11 protein-coding genes and 1 pseudogene are annotated in these 21,103 nt (G+C 68.6%); 8 read left to right on the top strand and 4 right to left on the bottom strand.

What is annotated here, in order from left to right; translation table 11 throughout:
• Positions 1-461: 461 nt before the first annotated feature.
• From ADK67_RS36700 to ADK67_RS52930, 8 genes are all read left to right on the top strand, one after another.
• The gene (locus tag ADK67_RS36700) at positions 462-6,215 is read left to right on the top strand and encodes a DEAD/DEAH box helicase (RefSeq protein ID WP_053721172.1); all 5,754 of its coding nucleotides are present in this window, start codon (positions 462-464) and stop codon (positions 6,213-6,215) included.
• The gene (locus ADK67_RS36695) at positions 6,212-8,662 is read left to right on the top strand and encodes a hypothetical protein (protein ID WP_157621231.1); all 2,451 of its coding nucleotides are present in this window, start codon (positions 6,212-6,214) and stop codon (positions 8,660-8,662) included. Before ADK67_RS36700 ends, ADK67_RS36695 begins: the two co-directional genes overlap by 4 nt.
• 9 nt (positions 8,663-8,671) lie before the next feature.
• A complete protein-coding gene (locus ADK67_RS36690; RefSeq protein ID WP_053721170.1) occupies positions 8,672-11,296 on the top strand; it encodes a hypothetical protein in 2,625 nt (874 codons plus the stop codon).
• Between the two features lie 80 nt (positions 11,297-11,376).
• Positions 11,377-14,640, top strand: a complete 3,264-nt coding sequence (locus ADK67_RS36685; protein ID WP_053721169.1) for an AAA family ATPase — start codon at positions 11,377-11,379, stop codon at positions 14,638-14,640.
• 568 nt (positions 14,641-15,208) lie between these two features.
• Positions 15,209-15,820 (top strand): hypothetical protein, encoded by a 612-nt coding sequence (locus ADK67_RS36680; RefSeq protein WP_157621228.1) that lies wholly within the window; start codon positions 15,209-15,211, stop codon positions 15,818-15,820.
• Positions 15,807-16,214, top strand: a complete 408-nt coding sequence (locus tag ADK67_RS48390; protein WP_157621225.1) for an integrase — start codon at positions 15,807-15,809, stop codon at positions 16,212-16,214. Before ADK67_RS36680 ends, ADK67_RS48390 begins: the two co-directional genes overlap by 14 nt.
• A 15-nt stretch (positions 16,215-16,229) precedes the next feature.
• On the top strand, positions 16,230-16,970 hold the full coding sequence (locus ADK67_RS48385; protein WP_082404359.1) for a tyrosine-type recombinase/integrase: 741 nt from the start codon (positions 16,230-16,232) through the stop codon (positions 16,968-16,970).
• A 647-nt stretch (positions 16,971-17,617) separates the two neighbouring features.
• Positions 17,618-18,118: a DUF2637 domain-containing protein gene (locus ADK67_RS52930; protein WP_053721167.1), complete on the top strand. Its 501-nt coding sequence runs from the start codon at positions 17,618-17,620 to the stop codon at positions 18,116-18,118.
• A 174-nt stretch (positions 18,119-18,292) separates the two neighbouring features.
• On the opposite strand, the gene ADK67_RS52925 is transcribed toward ADK67_RS52930, so the two are convergent.
• From ADK67_RS52925 to ADK67_RS36655, 4 genes and pseudogenes are all read right to left on the bottom strand, one after another.
• Positions 18,293-18,601, bottom strand: coding sequence for a transposase (locus tag ADK67_RS52925; protein WP_231648535.1), 309 nt, complete (start codon positions 18,599-18,601; stop codon positions 18,293-18,295).
• 8 nt (positions 18,602-18,609) lie between these two features.
• On the bottom strand, positions 18,610-19,431 hold the full coding sequence (locus tag ADK67_RS49745; RefSeq protein WP_269436120.1) for a transposase: 822 nt from the start codon (positions 19,429-19,431) through the stop codon (positions 18,610-18,612).
• 203 nt (positions 19,432-19,634) lie between these two features.
• Positions 19,635-19,787 (bottom strand): annotated as a pseudogene (locus ADK67_RS55485) (transposase family protein); the annotation flags it as partial.
• A gap of 82 nt (positions 19,788-19,869) precedes the next feature.
• Positions 19,870-20,856: an NAD-dependent epimerase/dehydratase family protein gene (locus ADK67_RS36655; RefSeq protein ID WP_053721165.1), complete on the bottom strand. Its 987-nt coding sequence runs from the start codon at positions 20,854-20,856 to the stop codon at positions 19,870-19,872.
• Positions 20,857-21,103: the final 247 nt, after the last annotated feature.

Below are 21,103 nucleotides of genomic sequence, written 5' to 3'. Positions count from 1 at the left end.
AGGTGTACCCACCTCTACCGAGTGACGGTGCTTTGAGGAAGGCAGGCGCGGTTGTGAGTTGCGCGGTCACGATTCATGCGTTCTTTCATGGCCGCTCTGTTCATTTGAGTCACTTACCAGTTACCCCCTGCAAATCTGAACGAAGGGCTGGCTGAACCCACTTGGTGACGCGCTTGACGGGACTGCTTCGCAAGGCGGGGCTGGTGCGAGGAAGGCTGGAAGACGTTTGCGGCGTTCTCGCCAAGGCGCACGTTCCCTCGGTCCCCAAGGCGGCCCGGGCCATGCTGCGCCGAGCGAGCGAAGCTGGTGAGCTGCTCGTGGAGCCAGATGGCAGCTTCACCCTGCTGAGAGCCCCTGGAGCCGCACACGAGCCGCAGCCCTCTATCTCGGCCTCGACCGTAAACACGAGCGCTGAGCCCGAGCATCAGGCGCAGTCGTCTCGTGGGCACAAGAACGCCGCTGTGCGCGTTGTCGTGGTCGATCTGGAGACCTCTGTCCGCGCCAAGATCGATGACGGCGGAGCACTGACACGACAGATCTGGCAGATCGGCGCGGTGAAGACCGGCGACGATGTCGACTGGGTGGCAGAAGGTCGTAGTTTCGAGAGGTTCTTGGAGTTGTCCGACGGCCACGAGGTGCCACCCCGCCGCCGGGCGCGGCACGCCGTCGAGGCGATCCCAGCCGAAAACGCGCTATCCCAATTTGCGCAGTGGGCGGAAGGCGCTGACGTCCTGGTCGCCTACAACGGCGAACAGCTCGACTTTCCTGTTCTGGACGAGGCGTTCGCGTCGACGAACCTCAAGCCGCTCGACGCGGCACGCGTGGATGGCCTGTACTTGGCGAACTGCCTGTGGCCCACTGCGCGCAGCCACCAGTTGGCCCAGCTCGCCGACGCGATCGGGATCGAACGCCGCGGCGTGGCCCACGACGCGCTGGACGACGCCGCTCTGCTCGCCGACCTCCTGGCTGCCTGCGCTCGTAAGGTCGTGGAACTCGATCCACGATTGCTGGACCTGCTTCTGCTGATCGGCAAGGACAGCCCGGCGTGGCGACTCGTCTTCGCGCTCCTCCCCGCCCCACCGAGGACCGGCGGGCGCCCCGGTGTGGCCGAGATCAGTGAGCTGCTGAACATCCTGCTCGCAGAACAACACCCCCGACGTGGAGCTGTGCGGAGGCCACTCGTGGTGCCCGCCGGCCTGATCGACCACCAGCACGGCATCACCCCTTCGGCATTGGCCCAAGTGCTGCACGAGCGCCGGATGGAACCCCGCCCTGCGCAGGAACAGGTCGCCCAGGCCATCACGGATGCCGCGCATGCGGGCCGTCCGGTTCTCGTGGAAGCACCCACCGGCACGGGCAAGAGCCTCTCGGCGTTGGCCGCGGCCCTCAACTGGCTCGCGACCGATCCGGAGCACCGCGCAATCATCTCCACCCACACCAAGCAGTTGCAGAGCCAGCTCGCGAACGAGCTGGCCAAGCTGGCGAAGAAGATCGGAGGTCTCCTGGAGACCACCGACGTGGTCAAGGGCTCGAGCAACCGGCTGAGCCTGCGCGGACTGGTCCACACCCTCGCCGACGCCACCAGTACCGATGCGGAAGGCGCCGGGCAACCTGTTCGCTTCGCCGAGTTCACCCGCTTCCGTGAGCTGCTCGTCTTCGTCCTTCTCCGCCTCGTCCACCCGGAACGCAGCAAGACCTACCGCTGGGCTGCGCACAGCACCGATCCCGTCGACCTCCCGACGTTCTTCCAGGCCTACTGCGGTTCATCACTGCCAGTGTGGGCTGCCAGCCTCAGCCAGTCCGCTCACGGCGAGTGGCGCGACCCGAAGAGCACACCACTCGCCGCGCACACCGACGAGGTGTGGGAAGCCCTGTCCGCGCACCGGCTCGTCATCGCCAACCATGCACTCCTGCTGACGCACTGGGAGGAGCTGTCATCACGCGCCGACGCCACGCCGCTCATCGCGGACGAGGCGCACGCGCTGGAGAACGCCGCGACGGACGCACTGTCCGCCGAACTGACCGCCGACGACGTCGACGACGTACTCGCCTCCCTCAAGCACCTCCTCGTCGACCTGCACCAGCCCCAGCTCACCGCACCGACCGAAACCGCACTGGCGGAGCTGTTCCAGTGGTGGGGAGAAGGGCGGCTGCGCCGGACCCTGTCCCGGATCATGGACACCCGAGCCGGGCAGTCGCAGATCGGCAGTCGCACGCTCACCCTGGCCAGTCCCCACACCGGTGAGAAGGCGGCGCGCGACGCACGTGTCGTGGGGCGGATCATGGGTGAGTTCGTCGGGCAATCCGGACGGGTGCTCGCCCGCCTCCGTGACCTGGTCGACGTGGCCAGGACCGTCGTCGATGTCTTCGACCTCCAGAGGATCTCCGCCGCCCTCCAGCGGTTGTCCTCACTGCGCGGTAACGCAGAACAGCTCCAAGACACGTTGCTCGGGCTGCTCCCCGCCGACCTCGGCCACCACCGGGAACCGCAGGATTCTCCCGGTGGCTCCGACGCCCCGGACGCGGACTTGGACGAAGCCGAGGACAGCGCGACCGACGAGGTCGACGCGGTGCAGCTGACCATCGTCGGTCTGCCTGGGGTCGAGGCGTCCCCGGTGGTTCCGGACCGCGTCGTCTTCGCGGCGGAGACCGGCCAGCTCGATCGTCGCGGCCTCGCCTACTACCGGGTCCGCGTCGCCGCAAGTCCGATCGAGCTGCCGAACGACCCGACATGGCAGAGCTTCCTGTCGTCGTTCAAGCGGACGGCGCTGCTCTCGGCAACCCTGACGGTCGCGACACCGGGAGCGGACCGGTGGGCCTACACCCGCGCTCGACTCGGACTGCCCGACGCGGACGTCCTGGAACTGGCCGGTCCCTTCGACTACCGAACCCAGGCCCGTCTGGTGGCGTTGTCCGACTTCCCCTCCTGGGCGGAGCAACCGCGACAGGCCATGCGCACGGTCGCGCACCAGATAGCGGGCTTCACCAGGGAGGTGACCAGGCTCGCGGACGACGGGGAAGAAGAACGCCTGGGAAGCGCTGGACCGTGGATGCACGGCGCGATGGTGCTGACAACGAGCCGCAACGCCGCAGGTGGAATTGCGGACGAGCTGGGCCTGCTGCACGCCGAGGACAGTCGTCTGGTGCCCGTGCACAACCAGGTCGTGCTCGGCACAGCGCGCGCCGTCGCCGAGTTCACCGGCGACGAGCCACACCACGGAGGCGTGCTGGTCGGAACCCGCGGTCTGTGGACCGGCGTCGACGTGAGCGAGCCGGGGCGCAACAACTTGGTGTGGATCAACAAGCTGCCGTTCTCCGTCTTCACCGACCCCGTGATCGCCGCCCGGCGCGAATCGGTGCGCAGGGCCGCAGAGGAGCAAGGGCTCGACGATCCGGACCAGCACGCGAACGCGACCTACTACCTGCCGCTGGCCGCGCTCGACCTGCGCCAGGCGGTCGGACGGCTGATCCGCAACCACCTCGGGCGAGGGGTCGTGGTCATCAGCGACCGCAAACTGGCCGGGGACCTGCCACTGCGCAGGCTCTACCGACAGGTCTTCCTCGGCAGCCTGGACGAAGGGTTGCTCCTGCCCGACCCCGACACCGGGGAACCCGCCGGTGGCAACGTGGTCACGATGCGACAGGCATGGGCGCGGATCTGGCCGTTCCTGGCCGAGGCAGGTGTCCTCCCCCGGAACCGGGTCGCGGAGCTGACCACCACCCGTGCCCTGGACAAGCACACGCTCCTGCCCGCCACGCTCGCGATCCGCGCCTTGGAGCTGACCGAAGAGGAAGTCTCCGCGCACCGGCTCGCGGGCACTCTCGAAGCCGAGGTCGTCCGCCGCTGCGAGCAGGTGGCGAGCTTGCTCGCTGGTGAGCCGCGCACGCTCAAAGAACAGCAGCGCGATGTCATCAAGGCCGTCGCCGGCGGTCGTGACAGCCTCGCCCTCCTGCCGACCGGGTACGGCAAGAGCTACTGCTACCAACTGCCCGCCCTCGTGCTCCCCGGCGTCACAGTCGTGGTCAGCCCACTGATCAGCCTGATGCACGACCAGGCGCTCGGTCTCAACCACACCATCGGCGGTGCGGTCCGCGCGCTGGTGGCGAGCCTCCCCGAGTCGGTCAGCCGGACCGGCCGCACCGAGGTGGTGGAAGCGCTCAGCGGCGACACCCGACACGGAATCAAGATCGTCTACGTGAGTCCCGAACGGCTCGCGCAAGCCAGATTCAGGCAGGCGCTCCAACGAGGGGTCAGCTCAGGCGCCCTCCGCCGGGTCGCCATCGACGAGGCACACACCTATGTGCAGTGGGGCGAGGACTTCAGGCCCAGCTTCCGGCGGGCGGGTGCCCTCCTGCGTGAGCTGCGCGCCATGGCAGGGCCCGGAGAACTCGTTCTCCAGGCCCTCACCGCCACCGCCACGCCGACCATCGAGAACACGCTGCGCGAGGAGGTCTTGATCGGTCTGGTTCCCGGTGCCGACAGCGCGGCCGTCGGTTCTCCCTCGGACCTCGTGGTTGTGCGGGCGAACCCGATCCGCCCGGAACTGACATTGGGTCGTCGCGCGATCAGGAACGGCTCCCGTCGATCGATGGCGGCGCTCGCCGAGCAGATCGTCGACGCGGAGAGCGGCCATACCATCGTGTACTGCCTGACCGTCCGGCAGACCGATTGGCTCCACGCACACCTTCGCGACCATCTGGACGGTCGCCCCGTTCTGCTGCGCAAGTTCCACGGCAGGCTCGCCGAGATCGACAAAGCGGCGGTCAGCCTCGAGTTCAAGGAGGCGGGCAGGGTCCAGGACGGCGCCGCGCGGATGGTCGTCGTGGCCACGTCCGCCTTTGGGCTCGGCGTCGACCGGGACGACGTGCGCACCGTGTTCTGCGCCAGCCCGCCCACCGACCTCGCCGCGCTCTACCAGCAACTCGGACGTGGTGGTCGCGACGTGGCGGGGAAGGAACCGGACCAGCTGGAGGTGACCACGCACGCCCTGGCATACGCCACCAGTCGAACTTTGGGGACCGCCGAGTGGATGGCCCAGCTCGACCTCGACCCCGCGCTGTTGAGGCGTTTCGGCATCACCGTGCTGCGCATCGCGAGGACGGGACGCCTGGACGTGCGGTCGGTGGTGCGGCACCTGCTGGAGCAGGACGTCGACGGAGGCGTGCTCTCCCCCGCTCAAGCTCGGGAAACCCGTTTGGTCCAGGAGTGGACGGTTGGCATCACCCGAGCGGTCGCCGCTCTCGCGGACCTGGGAGTGGTCCTCGACGGAGGTGACGTCCCCGCGATCGTCTCGGTGCGGCCGGGGACCAGACTTCCGGAGGAAGGGTTGGCACAAGCCGTCGTGAACGCGGTCATGCGCATGCCCCTGCGCGAGAGCGACGTGTCCCAGGCAGTCGCTCCTCTGGAGGCGCTACGCGGCTATCTCCTGGCTGATCACGCCTGCGCCCACAACGGGATCGCCGAGGCGGTTCCGGGGCTTGCGGAGTTGTGGTTGGTGTTGTGCGACTTGCACGACAGCGCAGCTCTGGACGTCTCGCAGCGCCCCAACGACAGGATGCTCATCGCGGTCCGATTGGCGGAGCGCACCCTGGTGAACGAGGCCGAACCGGTGCTGCCCGTCGCGTATGCGGCCAGGGTGCAGGGGAAGATCGCGCGAGCACGAGCCGAAGCCGACCACCTGCACCGGTTCTTCGGACGGGAGCGCACGTGCCTGAACGTTCGCCTGGCCCAGTACTTCAACGTCGAGGTGCCCGATGGGTGCTGCGCGACTGACCGGGTCCGCTGCTCGGTGTGCGCGGGCGCCGAAGGCGGGCCCGGCACCGTGGAGGGAACGCCGCTGAACGCGTTGGTCCATGGGAGCACCCGTCCCGCTCCGGTCGACAGCGCGACGAGGGCGGCGCGGTTGGACGCGAGTGTGGCGAGGCTGTTGGCCGCGGCGTTCAGAGGGCTGACCGCGCGCCGGATCACATCGGTGCTCACGGGTAAGGACCGCGAGTGGGTGGCACGCCTCTCCACCTACCGACCGCTACCGCGCTGGCTCCGAGAGGTACCTCAGTTCGGCGCACACCCCGACGTAACCGGACGCGAAGTGGACCTGGCGATCGACAGGTTGGTGGCAGCGGGGACCGCCGTGCGCGAGCAGCAGTTGGCCAGGACGACTACCAATTCCACCCGAGGTGCTCGTGGTGGGCAGAGCAGGAGGGGAAGAGCATGACGACCACGTCGGTACCGCGCACCGGAGTGCTTCCGCTGGACCTCCTCACCAGCGATCTCGACTCGTTCCCGGAGACCGTCCTCTTCCTGCGCGAACTGGCAAGATCGCGACGCCTCCCGCTGAGCGTCCCGCTCGCCTTCAACGCCTTGGCCTTCGGGTACGACCTCGACAGCGGGCAGTACAGCCCCGAACTGCTCGATCTGGAGACGCTCCCTGTTGTCACGGTGAACGCGGTGGTCGACCCACTGCCAGCCGGTTCCTTGGCCCGCCTGGCGACCGGCGGTAAGCCGCAGCTGTGCGAGGTCGTGTTCCGGCACGGTGAGCACCCAGCGCTGAGTATGGGCGGTACTTGTCCCCCGTGGCTGTCCGGAGCTCCCGCCGGCGCAGAGAACCCTGCGCTGTCCACTTCGCGGAGCGACGGAGAGGGCGGTGTGGTGCTGACCGAACGACTGGTGGTCGACGCCACGGCTCTCGGGACAGGAGAACCCAGCAAGCTGCGCAGACTCCTCGGAAAGACGCTGACCGACGAAGGTCACCTCGTCGTGCGCGTCTCATACACCAACGACGAGCAAGCCGAACTGGACGACACGAGGCTCTACGTCTCCCACCTCCTTCGGCAGCGGACAGCAGAAGTGCGCGAGGCGTTGCGCGAACTGGGTCCGGTCGACGACGCGCAAGAACTGGCGAAGACCCTGCACTCCGTTTTCGACGTGCTGACGGCTTTGCTGGACGCGACCTGTATGCGCCGCTGGCGCGAGATGTACCTGCACCCGGAGGTCTACGAGCGCTGGTTGGCTGGCGAGGAGGACACCCGCGGTGTCGACCCTGCCGATGTAGAGCGCTTCTCCCGCGCCATCGCACGCGCTTGCCTGCCTGCCCATAAACGCCGGTTCGGCCTTCCGATTGCCCGACCTGCTTACCTCGCCATCGGTCCTGCTCTTCGCGCCGACGTCCCTGATCCGGCGGATCCGCACTTGCCCGCCGACGCACTGCGCGGACCGCGCTACTCGACCACCCTGGTCTGCGCCCAGCTACACCTCGTCGAATACCTGACGCGCAAGCACGGAGGTGCTATGACCATCGGCGGCACCGCTGTCCACGTCCGTTTGGACGACGCCTGGCAGGGCGGTGGGGTCTGGCGTGGGGCTGTCGCGGAATCCGTTGCGGAGGAACTGCTGGAGGAGGTCGACCTGCCGCTGGCACTCGGATGGCTGGGAACCACCGGCCACATCGAGGACGAGCGCGTCGAAGAGGGCGTACCGGTATCCGCCGACGAGCCCGCTCGCGGTGGAAGTCCGGTGGAAAGCGAATCGCAGCAGCCAGAAGTCCTGATCGTTGACGACAGCACGCCCGAGGAAGTCCCTGCTGCGGAACAGATCGAAGAGGAGCACGAATACGCTGACGGGGCCGCGGTGCGCGATCACCACGTGGACGACACGACGCTGTGCTGGAAGTTCGTCCTCGGTCCCAGGCACCTGGAGGCCGGTACCCTGCCGCTCACGCCGAAGGTCGCGGAAGCCATGCGTTCCGAACTGCCCGTTGACGCCAACCTTCAACTGGATGTCAGCCATCCCGGGACGGAACTCGACCCGAAGCAGCGACGTCAGCGAACGCGCTTGGACGGTGCCAAGCTCCATGGCGTCTCTTGGCCCGACGGCATGTTCTCCGGCATTCGCCTGACAGCTTCTTGGTGCACGGACAGCTTCCAGGTAAGGGTGACCAGCACGGCTTTGGACGAGCCGGTGGACGTCGAGGGCATCCCCATCGACTACTTGTTCGACTCGGCTGTGCTGCTGCGCCACCTGATCGACCCGACCGACGATGAAACCGGGGAGGGCGTGCTCACCAAGTCCTTGGTGCGACAGCTCTTCCGCACGTTCGGTCTACGCGTCGGCCCCGGCAAGCCGGAACTCTTCGTCCCTCTGACGACATTCGTGGAGAAGGTGTTGTCGGAGAAGCGCGTGGACGGTTCAGAATCGCTGTCCCCGCTGGACGTGTGCGACGCGTTGGAAGAGTTCATCACCGACCAGGGGGCAGTGCGCCTGAACTGGGGTGTGCTGCTGCACCAGCACGATGTCCAGGGTGACTGGTTGACACCGAGGAAGACGGACCAGGCGGACGCGGAGTGGAAGGCGGAGTCCTGCGCTCGCGAGAAACCCGCGTCGAGCGACCTCGCACTCGTGCTCGGTCTGCACCCCACACCTGCCGATCGTCCGAGCCGGGCGCCAAGAGCCGACAGCGGTGTCTCGTCGTCCGGAGAGGATTTCCTGCGCCGTGGTCACCTGCGCTCGGTACCGATGGGGCAGCAGCCACAGCAGCGGGAACTCGCGGTCCTCTACGCGCGGAAGATGGGACTGGACCCCGCGACTTTGTCCCCTCGGATCACCTTCGTGAGGGAGTCCTCCGGCAAGCGCAAGCACCGTGGAAGAGCGTCCAAAGTCGGCTGATCCTGACCGGTGTTCGCCAGCAACGACCTGTCGAGTGCGGTGCACGGGCATCGCGTGAGGAGTTCCACCTTGTCAAGTGAAGGGCGGAGCGACCGCCTCATCAAGGCGATCCAGCTCAGAGGCGTCGATGTGGATTTCACAGCCTCCGATGAGTCCATCGTCCGTGCGGTGCGCGCACTCGCGGAAGCGGTGATGCCAGACGTGCTGGACCAGTGTGACCGGCTGCTCCACGAGGTGGACGACGACACCTGGAAGGCGCTGCTGGTGGACCTGCCGATCGCCGAGCAGCGCCGCCTGTTCAAGAGCCTCGGACTTCCCGGCGACAGCAAGCGCAGACCAACTCTCCTGCAGCAGGCCCACTTCGCCGTGAAACTCCGGAGTGGGCTGAACACGTCGAAGGAACTCGCGAGACGAGTGGCCCATGACCTCACCCGACCCGTGCGGGACGTACTGATCGAGTCGGCGAGCAAGGGAACCGAGTGGCTGGGGAAGGACGCGACGACCTCGTCGGTCCGCGCCATCGCTGTCGCCCTATGCCCGAAACCGAAGTCCCCGTTCCTCGCCATCTCGTTGACCTGGTTGGAGGAGTACGACGCAGCCGCGCTCAACCTCTTGCTCGTCAACGACATCTCGCGCGCGGCGATCCGGGAGTTCTGGGCAGCCGTGGCAGGCGGTGCCGAGGAAGCGGAGGGCGCAGCAGCCCAACTCGCGGAGGCCGCTCACCGGGCCGTGGAACGGGCTGTGGTGACCTGCCGCAGCGTCCTCAGCGGGCTGGAACGCGGACTGGCTCCCACCGAGTCCGACTTGGCCGAGCTCACAGCCGTCAGGCACAAGCTGCTCGATGTGGCGTCCGCGCTGGAGGAACGGTCCGCCCACGAGGTCGAGCCCGCGCTCGACTCCATCGACGCGGCCGTGCGGCGGATAGCCCGTTCCTCGGACGAGGTGACCGTGATCCGCAGACTGCTGGGCGCGGAGGTTCCCGGTGGTGCGGCCAAGGCGTTGGAGGTCGTGCTGAGTCTGGTCAACGGTGTCCTCGACCGTTGGCCACCCGCCACAGAGCAAGACCGCGCCGATGCTGACCTGCTCACCGCGGTCGTGCGCCTCGCGCTCGACGCCGCAGGGGATGACGGCGACGACTCGGAGGTCGAGGTCCGCTACGAGCGGCTCAGGGAAACAGCCCCCAACGAGATCCTGCCTTTGCTGACCGCCGCTGTGCGGGGCCGGGTGGTCATCCCTCCTGAAGCGGACGCGCACGCTGCGGCGGGCGCGGCAGCACCGACCCCCGCCGAGGACACGCCAAGCGTGCAGGACGCGGTTGTCGCTCCCGCTCTACCAGAATCGTCACCGGAACTCCGGTCGCCAGCGCTGGAGGAACCTTCAGCACCGAGCACCACGCTCCCTGCCAAGGCAGTCAAAGGCCGTGCGGTGAGGTCCACGCGATCCCCCGTTCCATCCCCTGTGGCGGAACCTCAGGGTCACGAGCGTCCTGGAACCACCTCCGCCGATCGCCTCGATCCCGACATCGTCGCGAAAGCGGTGGCCTGGTTCGACCACGGGCAGTTCGCCCTGGCGCACCACCTCCTCCAGCCGCACGACCCGGCCTTGGCCGAAGCCGCAGGACTGGCTGCGCTGGCCTTCTCGGTGACCGGTCCCGGAGATGTCCACGAACCGGAACTCGACGAGTTCATGAGGACTGCGAAGGCCACCCTGCTCGTCGAGGGGAACGCGGCGAGGTCACTGACCACCGGGGCCGCGCTCACCGCCGCTGTGATGACGGGGAACTTCAGCGCGGGGAACCTCCTCGTCGACCTGGCCGACCACATGGATGAACACACCGGCTCGCTCGCCCGTGCCGCAGGCGAATCGGTCCGCAGGGGAATGCTCGTGGGCAGAGGAGTGGCCGCACTGGCGTCGGCGGGAGCAGATGATGACGTCCCGACCGCCTCCGCGCACGCCCGCGAACGCGCGGGTGTCCAGCGGCAGATGCGTCTTGCCCGAGGCGCCGGCGTCCTGGCGCGCCTGCGAGCGCCGGCCGCTCTCCCGACTGAAGAACCGCGCACTCTCGGCGACGCCCTGCTCGCCGCGGCGGACGACCGTCGTGCACACGTCCAAGCCGTCAAGGCGGTGCTGGGGAAGCTGAACGAGACGTCCGCCCTCGAACGGCTCATCGACACCGACGCCAAGGCCCACCGACAGCCTGCGGGAAAGGTGATCTCAGGCGCGGTCCGGCAGGAGATGCTGTCGACCTTGCGCGAGGACGTCACTGCCGTGGAGCGGTGGGTCGAAGCCTGCGAACGACACAGCGTCTCAAGCGCGAACAACCACGACGAACTCCAGCTCGGTGAGCTCAAGGCGACCCTGCTCACCGGGGTCGTGGCCGTGGCCGATCTGATCGCGGGGCACGAGGGTGACCCGGAACCACTGGTCGCGGCTGCCGCACGTGCCGCGCGAGCCGCACTCACCCGACTTGCCGACCTCATCGGCGGGAACGTGGCCACGTCGGAGGTCGAGCGGCTTCCATTCCCGGTGCTGGACTTCCCGCTCCTCTCGCTGTCCGGTGCCTCTTGGGACAGCGCCACTGGACGGATCCTCCCCCTGGACGCACCTCCCTGGAACGGGCCACTGAACTCCTGAACGTCCCTGACACCGGCTGCGACCTGATAGCCACCGCTCTGGCGAAAGCCGATGCGGACGACTTCGCGACCGGAGCCGCCTTGGTCGCCGTCGTCCAAGAGCCACAGCGCGGTGCGACGCGTACCAGACTCGCGAAGATCCGGGCGGAGCGCGTCACCCGGCTCAAGGCGGACCTGAGGGAAACGCGGCGCCAGCTGCTCAGGGCGGGCATCGGCGGTTTCGCCACAACGAACGCCGCCGTCCAGGTCCCGATGTCGCTCGACGCGGTGACCGAAGCCCAGCTGGTCGGTCTGGTGGACAGCGCGTTGAGCGTGCTGGACGAGGCTGACGGCGACGTGCGAACGGCGTCCAAGTCGCTCAACGCGGTCGAAAGCCGGATCGTCCGGCTGCGGCAGGCAGAGGCACAGCGCTTGCACGACAGGTTGGACGACCTCGCCGACCGGTGCCCGGGGGAGAAAGCCTCCCAGATCCGGAACCGGATCACCCGGGGAAGGACAGACCTCGCCGATGACGACCTCGCGCACCTGGAAAGCGGGGACTACTTCTTCCACAAGCGAGAGGAGAACGACTTCGAGGCGTTCTACCCCGCAGGTGTCGACGTGCTCGCGGGAGGCATCGACGACGAGCTGATCTCAGCCGTGCGCAACGGCTCGGCGCACCCCGCGCTGCCCGTCGAGCCGCTTTCGGAGGCCGTTCGAGATGAAGTCGCGAATGGTCTTCAGGGTTGGGTCCGGTTGCGTGCGCTATTCACAGGCGGGTGGCAGTCAAGCCGGGTACCCGACACCCTCCTGCCCGCACTCCGACTCGTGGGCCTGGACATCCGGGCGGTCAACGTCGACCATCTGACGAGCACCACCTCTTTCAAGGTGTGGGCCCGAGGGCGGCGCTACCTCGAAGTCGAGGCGTCGATCACGGGTGATTCCCCGGTCCCGGCGCTCGGGTCGATCGCGAGAGGTCGATACCGGCTCCTGGTGGTGTGGAACGAACCGACCACGAAAGAACTGGACGAGTGGCGCGAAGCGGACCAGTCCTCGCTGCCCCTCATCGTCTGCTATCTCGGAACTCTCTCTGCTGAGAACAGGCTTGAGCTGGCGGCCCTGTGGTGGGACCCGTCCCGCCGGGCCGCTGTGCTGCTCGACGACGCGCTGCTCACCTGGATCGCGACCCGCCGGGAGAAGTACGACGCGTTCGTCAGGCTGAGCTTGCCGTTCAGCGCGACGCAGCCGTTCAGGTCGGAGAAGACGGCGGACGTCCCCGCCGAGATGTTCTACGGCAGGGAACAGGAGAAGGGGCGGTTGCTCCAACCGGGTAAGGCTCCTTCGATCATCTACGGCGGGCGCGGCATGGGCAAGAGCGCACTCATGCACGAGGTCGAGAGCGAAGCAGACGGGAAGACCCTCGTGGTGGTGTGGTTCGAGGTCGACCGCTTGCCGGGAATCGACGAGAACCCAGACCTCGTGTGGGCCGAACTCGCTCAGCGCCTGACCGGCAAGGGCATCGGCAAGACCTTTGGCTCCCAGAAGGGAAGCCTGAAGGACGCGGTTCCCCGCTCGATCCAGCGCTGGTTGGACGATAGGTCGAACAGACGGCTGCTGATCCTGCTCGACGAAGCCGAGGGGTTCGTCGACGGGGACGCGCCGAAGTTCTCCAACGTGAGCAGGCTGCTCGACCTGAAGACCAGAACGAGTTCCCGCTGCCAGGTCGTCTTCGCCGGCCTCCACTCCGTCCAGCACTACTCGGTGGGCAACAGCCCGCTCAGCCCCACCGGCCACCTGAGGATCGGGCCGCTGGAATCGCAGCCCGCCTACGACCTGGTCACCGAACCCCTCGCCGCGCTCGGCTACCGGCTGGACGTGGACGACGCGCAGCAGATCCTGCTCCACTGCAGCTACCAGCCCTACCTGATCCAACTGGTCGCGGAGAAACTGCTCAACCGCCAGTTTGCGGCGCGGGGCAACTCGCGGGTTGCTCTCGCACCCCCACCATGGCGGATCACCACGTCCCAGGTCGTCGACGTGCTCTCGGACCCGGAAACTCGGCGCGAACTGCGCAGGGCGCTGAAGCTGACCCTGGACCTGGACGGGCGGACGAAGGTAATCACGAACGTACTCGCGCTGCACGCCTACGAGCACGGGCAGGAAGCGCGGATGCCCGATCCCCAGCTGTTCACCAGGTGCCGTGAGGCGTGGCCACGTGGTTTCGAGAAGACCGATTTCGACGCCTTCCGCCAACTGCTCGACGAACTGGCGGGGCTGGGCATCCTCGCGGACGCGAGTGCCGACCACGATCGCAGGGGAATACGCAACGAGACCGTCCTGCGCGCTTTGGGCACCAGGGATGAACTGGCGCAGAGCCTAGAACTGCTGCCGAGGTCCGCGCTGCCCGTGCGGCAGGCCAGGGAACTGCACCGGCCCGTGCGTGCGACCGGCGACCGCCGCCGCCCGCTGGTCAACGCCCAGCTCGCTCAGCTCCTCCGCAAGGGCAACATCGCCAAGGTGGTGGTCGGCAGTGAGGCGACCTGGGTCGACCAGGTGGTGCCGACGCTTCACGAGCTCCAGTCCCAGCTCGTCAACGTGGATCTCATCGACATGAAGACCCTGAAGGAGTTCAAGACGAAGCTCGAAACCGGCTCCGACGGTAACCACCGCTCGCTGGTCATCGGAGACCTGCGCCCGCACGCCGCGGTGGACACGTGTCTGCGCGCGTACGAGTACGCGGTAGGTGGTCAGGCGGGGATCGGAATCCCCCAAGCGCGTGGCGCGTCCCGCGCAGCAGTGCTCGTCGCGGGTCTGCCCAACCTGGCATGGCTGCGCGAACTGGCGACCTCACCGGAGGCGGAGAACCACGTCATGTCGCTGCAGCGGTACGACCCCTACACCTTGCCTCTCCACTGGCGTGGTGACGGGGTTCTGGAGCGGCTCGCGGACGACGAGTACGTCGACCAAGTGCTCGGACTCACCGACGGCTGGCCGCTGCTGGTGGAGCTGATCGCTTCCGAGGTCATGGCGAGGGGGGAAAACCCGGACCGTGCGGTGGTCACCGCACTGGATGGACTTCGCGAGGCGCAGTCGGATCCCTCGTGGTGCAGGAGCTTTCTGGGGCAGACGGGCGCCGGGCTCGACGGGTGGGACGAAGCGAAGCAACTGATCGACGTCCTCGTCGAGTACGACGGGGCGTGCGCGCCGAAGGATCTCTCGGAGCTGACGGGACGCGGACCGTCCGAGGTAGAGGTATTCAGGCGGGTGGCTGGCTGGTTCGGGCCGTTGTCCTCCACCACTGAGGGAGATCTACTGCTCTCCCCCTTGGCCACCAGGTGCTTCAGGGTTCTCGGCACAACCGAATGAGCAAACCGAATCAGGAAGGTTTGACGAGTACAGCAAGTGCCATCTGACGCGACTGGCGGTTACTTCTGTGGTCGGTTCTCGGAAAGGTAATTTCACTAGACGAAAGTCTGAGTGGGAATTTCCCACTTCTTCACAGGAGTCCGAAGCCGCTGCTAAGCTGGACTTATGAGCCACTCCCCCTCTAAGGGAGTGGGAGATTCCCCACAGATGCGTGTTCGGGCAAACCTCTCGGACACTGTAGAGCGGGAAATCTCCCGTACGAATACGAAGTACCAGACGGCCCTGCGATGCGACACGCGTCACAGGGTTTCGTCTGTTCTCCCGGGTGTGGCCACGGGTGGTGGTCACTGTGAGTGAACCGATCATCCCGGACGTCACGTTCACCCGTTCCCCTCTCATCCCGCCCGGTCTCGCGCCCTTCCCCGGGCAGACGCCGCCGTCCTCCCCCGCGTCGCCTTCCCCTGTGTCGTCCTCGTCTGCGGGCCTGCGGCCGCGGCGGTCGCTGGATCGGCGGCGGACCCCGGCGCCGGAGCCGGGTCCGTTGCCGGCGACGCGGGATCGTCACCTGTTGCGCTACGGGGTGGCGCCGTTCGACTCCGACGGGCGGCTGCGCGACGCGTGGCTGTTCGGCGTGCTGGGCTGGGAGTCGGGCACGCGGGTGGCTGTGGGTGTGACCGACGGGCACGCCCTGGTGGCGCGGCGTTCGGCCTCGGGCGGGTCGCGGTTGACCGGGCGCGGGATGCTGCTGGTGCCGGCGGCGGTGCGGCAGTGGTGCGGGTTCACCGCGGGCGAGCGGGTGCTGCTGGTGGCGGTGCCGTTGCTGTCGGCGCTGGTGGTGCACGGGTTGGAGCGGCTGGATCCCGTACTGCCCGATCCCCGGTCCCTGGTGGACCGGATGCACGCGGTCGGCGAGTACGCGGTGCCCGACCGGTCTCCCTCCGGGATGTCCGGCTTCGGGTCGCGCGACGCCGGTGCGCCGTCGCCGCCCCGCTCTTCGCCCGACCGGTCACCATCCTTCCGTCCTTCGCCCGGCCAGTCGCCACCCGACGTGTCGTCGGGTGATCGGCGGCTAGCCGGCGGGCCGCCGGAGGATCGGGTGTCGCGGCGCGGTGCCGCGCTGCCGGGGTCGGCGGACGGCCGGCGTGGCGCGGTTCGGGGAGGTTCGCGTGACGGGCGGTGAGCACGGTCCGCCGGCCGATCCGCGTGACGTGGAGATGGCGTTGCAGTGGCTGGAGCGGATGAACCTGCGGCCGCAGGACCTGCTGCGGGCGAGGGAGGGTTCGCGTGTAGTGCCCACGTTCGCGGATTTCGTGCCGCGGGTGGTAGAGGTGTCGCGGCCGCCGTCGCGGCGGGTCTACGGCACTTACTGGGACCGGTTGGTGCGGGAGTGGGGGCCGCGGCGGCTGGACGAGCCGACGCCGGAGGAGGTGTCGCGGTTGTTCGAGCGGGCCAGGGAGACCGCGGTGGTGCGGCGGTCGAGCAACGGCGGGTTGGGTTCGGCGCTGCACACCTACTACGCGTTGGGCGCGGTCTACCGGTTCGCGGTGGCGGAGGGACTTCTGTCGGATCGGTAGAACCCGGTGAAGCGGGTGCCCAGACCGGTCAAGGGCCGGTCGCGGCGGCATGCGTTGAGCCCGGAGCTGTATGAGGAGATCCGGCGGGCGGCGACCGGAAGCGGTGACGACCGGGCGTTGGACGCGTTGCTGCTGCGGTTCCACCTGGAGACCGCGGCGCGCACCGGTGGGGCGTTGGCGTTGCGGCTGGGCGATCTGGATCCGCAGCAGTGTCTGGTGCTGTTGCGGGAGAAGGCGTCCACCCAGCGGTGGCAGCCCGTGTCGCCGAGGTTGATGCGGGCCCTGCAGGCGCATGCGCACGCGCGCGGCGCGAGGGAGGAGTCCAGCCGGGTGCTGCGGGATCGCGACGGGTCGCCGTTGACGAAGAAGCGGTACGAGACGCTGTGGGGGCGCATCGGTCGGCAGGTGGACAGCGTGCGGACGTTGGGGGTGAGTGCGCACTGGTTGCGGCACACCACGTTGACGTGGGTGGAGCGTAACTTCGGTATCGCTGTGGCGCGGGCGTTCGCGGGACATGCCGAGCCGTCGTCGAACCGGCAGGGTGTGACGCACGTGTACGTCAAGGCGTCGATGGGTGAGGTCGCCACCGCGTTGCAGGCGTTGACGTGGGAGCCGCATCCGCTGGCGCTGGAACCGCTGCCTCCGGCCGCGCCTGCGGGGACCCACCCGTTGCACACCCCTGGGCAGGAACCGGACGACCCGGGGTCCGGTGGTTCCGGGCCCGGTCCGGCCGCGGGTGGGCGGAGGACGGGATGAGCGCCTCCACGGCGGAGCGTGCCGAGGTCGAACTGGTCGATCGTGTCCGGGACCTGCTGCGGCGTGCGGACCTGGCCGGGCAGCCGCGGCCCGGTCGACCGACGCTGGTGCGGGAGACCGGCGCCACCGACTATCGGGTCCGCCAGGCGTTGGCGGTGATCGACGATGACGACTCCCCGGACGGTCGTCCGCCGTTCCGGGTGCCGTCACCGACGCCCGCCCCGACACCGGCGGCGACCGGCCGTGATTCTGATGGTGGCCTCGGCCGCGGTGGGACGGACGGCCTCGCCGGCGATCCGGCTGCGGTCGCTGGCGAGGCCTCCCCGCCACAGCGCCGGCCTGGCGACTCGCCGGCGGACGACGCGTCGGCGGTCGGGTCGACAGCCGGCGCTTCGACTGGCGACACCTCGGGTGGTGGCATGCCGAGCGGCGCCGGCGGTGGCGGCGGTGCTGGTGCTGCCGGGACAGTGGCGCGGGCCCCAACGGTGGCGCGGCGGGGCGTGTCACGAGCGGTGCCGGCGAGCGGCCGCCGGTCGTCGCCAGGCCCCGGGCTGTCGCCAGGCCCGACAACGCCAGGCCACCTGTCGCCAGAGCAGGCGCCGCCAGGGCATCCGTCGCCAGGGCTGCGGCCGGCGTTGGGGGCGCTGGTGGCGGCGTGGACGGGGTTCGTGTTCGGGTCGGTGATGTCGGTGGCGGCCAACGTGCTGCACACCTGGCTTCCCGCCGAGCACATGCCCGAGGGCTGGTCTCCGTCGCTGGCCTCCCAGGTCGGGTCGGCGGTGTGGCCGATCGCGCTGCTGCTCAGCGTCGAGGTACTCAGCCGCGTGCCGTGGAAACCGGGCCGCCAGTGGGCGCTGGCCCGTTTCGGCGGCACCGGCACCGTGGCGCTCGGCGCGGCGGTGATCAGCTACGGCCACGTGCGCGACGTCCTGATCGCCTGGGGCTACGGCACCCTCGCCGCCCACGTCGGACCGCTGGCCCTGGACGGCCTCATGGTGGTGTCCGGCTTCGCCCTGCTGGCGATGAGTCACACCGCCAGCAGCGACACCACCACTGGTGTGGCTGGTGAAACCGACGATGCCGCCGGCGACAGGCCGGGCGACGACAGGGGCGCCAGTCGGCGGCACGCGTCGGCGGCACGTGGCTGAGTCGCCAGCACCGACGTCGGGGTGGTGGTGACTCGATCACCACCACCCCGATGCACGGCACCGGCCGCTGGCGGCCCTGCCTCAGCCGGTCCGCCAGCGTGCTCCGCCGGCGGCCTGCTGGCGGACATGAAAAAGTGGCTCTGGCATGAAGTCCGTGATTCGCCAGGGAACTGGTCAGGAATTCAGCAGTACTCGACGCCGGAGGAGGTCGAAGTTGGCTCTGCCGTACATCTGCCTCTTGATCGATTTGAGTCGTCCGACTGCACCTTCGACCGCGCCGCTGCTCCAGGCGAGGGTGAGTCCGTTGCGCACCGCGTCGTAGTCCTTGAGCAGGCCGGCCGCGAACCCTTGCATCTGCTGAATGTCGCTGGCCTGCGCATGTGCGATCCAGGTATCGAGATGCCTTCCTTGGCGTTGGCGGAGCATCCCGGCGAAGTCGCTGACCAACTCGTCGATCCTGCGCAGTGTCTGGCAGCGGTCCAGAATCCGTGTCAGGTCGGTCTGCTCCTGTTCGGTGCGTTCGGCGGCCGGGCGGATGATCCACCCGGTGACCTGCCGGGGCTTGGGTGTCGAGATCGGGGTGGCGGTCGGCGGGATCGCGCCGGAGCGCCAGCTCTGTAGTAGCCGACGTACGGTCCGTTCGGCGCCGCGGTAACCGCGGGCTCGCAGTTCTTGGCCAGCCAGGCGGCGTTGGTGCAGCCTTCCTGCCAGCGCTGGGTGAGGTAGTCGGTGTGGGCGTCCAGTTCGCTGCCTCGCCGGGCGACTTGGGTGAGCAGTTCCGAGGCGGTCGCGGCCTGGGCGTAGCGGCGTACGGTCTTGCCGTCCAGGTTCAGTGCCTTGCCGATCGCGGTGGCCCCGACACCTCGGTCGTACAGGGCGTGGACTTCCGCCCACCGCTGCCGGGTCAGGTCGGCTCTGCGTCCTTCGGTGACGGCGGTCGGTGGCGCCGGCTGTGTGACGGCGTCCTGTTCGGGCTGATCCCGCAGGCATTTGCGGTGGGCGCGCACCACTTTGTCCACGGCGTGGGTCAGGTTGTAGAGCAGGTGAAACCGGTCGGCGACTTGGATGGCCTCGGGAGCCCCGAGTCGGGCTCCTTCGGCGTAGGAGCCGCCACGGTCACGGCAGATCACCTCGGCGCCGGGGTGGGCGCGTAGCCAGTCGGCGAAGGTGTCGGATAGCCGGTCTGGCAACAGGTCCACGGGTCGGCGGGTGTGCATGTCGACCAGGATGCTGCCGTAATTGTGGCCTTTGCGGAACGCGAAGTGTCGTCGACCCCGAGCACCGGTAGCGTGCCCGGTTCGGGCACCGGCAATGTCCGGATCAAGTGCGGCAACGTCGTGCGTGACACCCCGATGGCCAGGTGGCGGGTCATTCGGGCGCCTGGGCGGCCTCCTAACGCGAGCGCGATCGTCTCCAGCAGGCGCCGGAGCAGTGGAGTCCGGCGAGCGTAGGCGACGGTCAGGTCAGGGACTTGCTCGGCGAACGTCTTGCGCGTGCATTCGTTGTTGTCACAGAAGAATCGCCGCACCCGTAAGCAGATCAGCGTCTCCTGTCCGCCGATCGCGGGGTCGGATAAGCAGCGCTCGTAGCGACTGTGGACCCGCCTGGACGAGGTGCCACAGGCCAGACATGCAGCGCGGGATGCTGTGACATCGGCGTGGATCCGCACGCCCGCCGCAAAGCCGGCCTGGTCGAGGCCGCGCACCAGCAAGCATGTACAGACGCTCGGGTGCGAGACCGGTCCAGCGCCGTCAGCCGAGAGCGTCGAGCAACTCGCGCTCGCGCTGCGCGCTGAGGCCTGCGCGCCTTTCCCGGTCCAGCCCCTGCTCGCGTTCCCAGCGCAGCGTGTCGGCCAGCATCTCCGCCCAGGGGCGGTGACGCAGCCCCGCGGCGCGCGCCGAGGACCCGTCCCGGGCCGACCACCCTTCCCAGCCCGGCTCGACCAGCCACATCGCCAGCGATTCGGACCCCATGTACTGGGCCACGCCGTTGGCGAGCAGCCACGCCGATTCGGCGGTGACCACCGGACCGGTGTGCCCGCCGGCGGCACGGGACAGCTCGATCCACTCTTCGAACGGAACGACCGGGCCGACAGCGTTGTATGTGCCGGTGGTTCCCGTCTCCGCGGAGTCGAGCAGCCAGGAGGTGAGGTCCCGCACGTCGACCACCTGGGTGGGCACGGCCGGTGTGTCGGGGACCAGCATCGGCCCCCGCGGATCGCGTGCAGCGCGGGCGACCCAGTAGCCGGAGCGCCCGCTGTGATCGCCCGGGCCGCCGATGAGCCCGGCTCGTGCGATGAGGAGGCGGTCGCCCACAGCGGCCGTCGACGCCTGCTCGCAGGCGACCTTCGCCTCGCCGTACAACTCGTGGTCGACCTCGCTCCGGTCAGTCGGGGCGAGCAGGGCCGCGGACTCGTCCGCCCCCAGCGTGGCGTGGGACGCGTAGACGTTGCCGGACGAGACATAAACCCAGTGCCCGGCCTTGCCGCCCAGCACGTCGAGCGCTCCACGAACGAAACCCGGCTGCCACGACACCTCGACGACCGCATCCCATACCCGGTCGAGCAGGGGCTCGTACGCCGACGGATCGCGCCGGTCGGCGGCGACCAGTGTCGCCCCGTCCGCGACTTCTCCGCTCTCGCCACGCGCGAGGCAGGTCACCCGATGGCCGCGTTCGATCGCCTGCCGCGACAGCTCCCGAGCCACCCATGCCGTTCCGCCCAGAACCAGGATCTCCATACCGACACCCAAGCACCGGATCACCGCCCGGCCAGGCGGATCCGCTGACAGCAGATGGTCATCAGATCGAATCTCAACCTCGGGCAATTACGTCCACTCGCCGAGGCATCCAAACACCCGATCACGAAGTCGCACTGGAGTACTAGGGCTAGTGCTATGTCATGCAACCTTGGCCGGGTAATGGGTCCAGGTGCGGATGGGTGAGTCGGTGGCGAAGCCGGTCTTGGGCTGGGCTCGGGCGTTGCGC

Origin of the sequence: Saccharothrix sp. NRRL B-16348, from assembly GCF_001280085.1 — a bacterium.
Taxonomy (GTDB): domain Bacteria; phylum Actinomycetota; class Actinomycetes; order Mycobacteriales; family Pseudonocardiaceae; genus Actinosynnema.
The sequence above is the reverse complement of the archived record's forward strand: the minus strand, read 5'-3'. Positions and strand labels throughout refer to the sequence as shown.

Excerpts from the sequence above, each read along its gene's own strand:
- ADK67_RS36695 (WP_157621231.1), top strand. The coding sequence starts at position 6,212 with ATGACGACCACGTCGGTACCGCGCACCGGAGTGCTTCCGCTGGACCTC.
- ADK67_RS36655 (WP_053721165.1), bottom strand. The coding sequence starts at position 20,856 with ATGGAGATCCTGGTTCTGGGCGGAACGGCATGGGTGGCTCGGGAGCTG.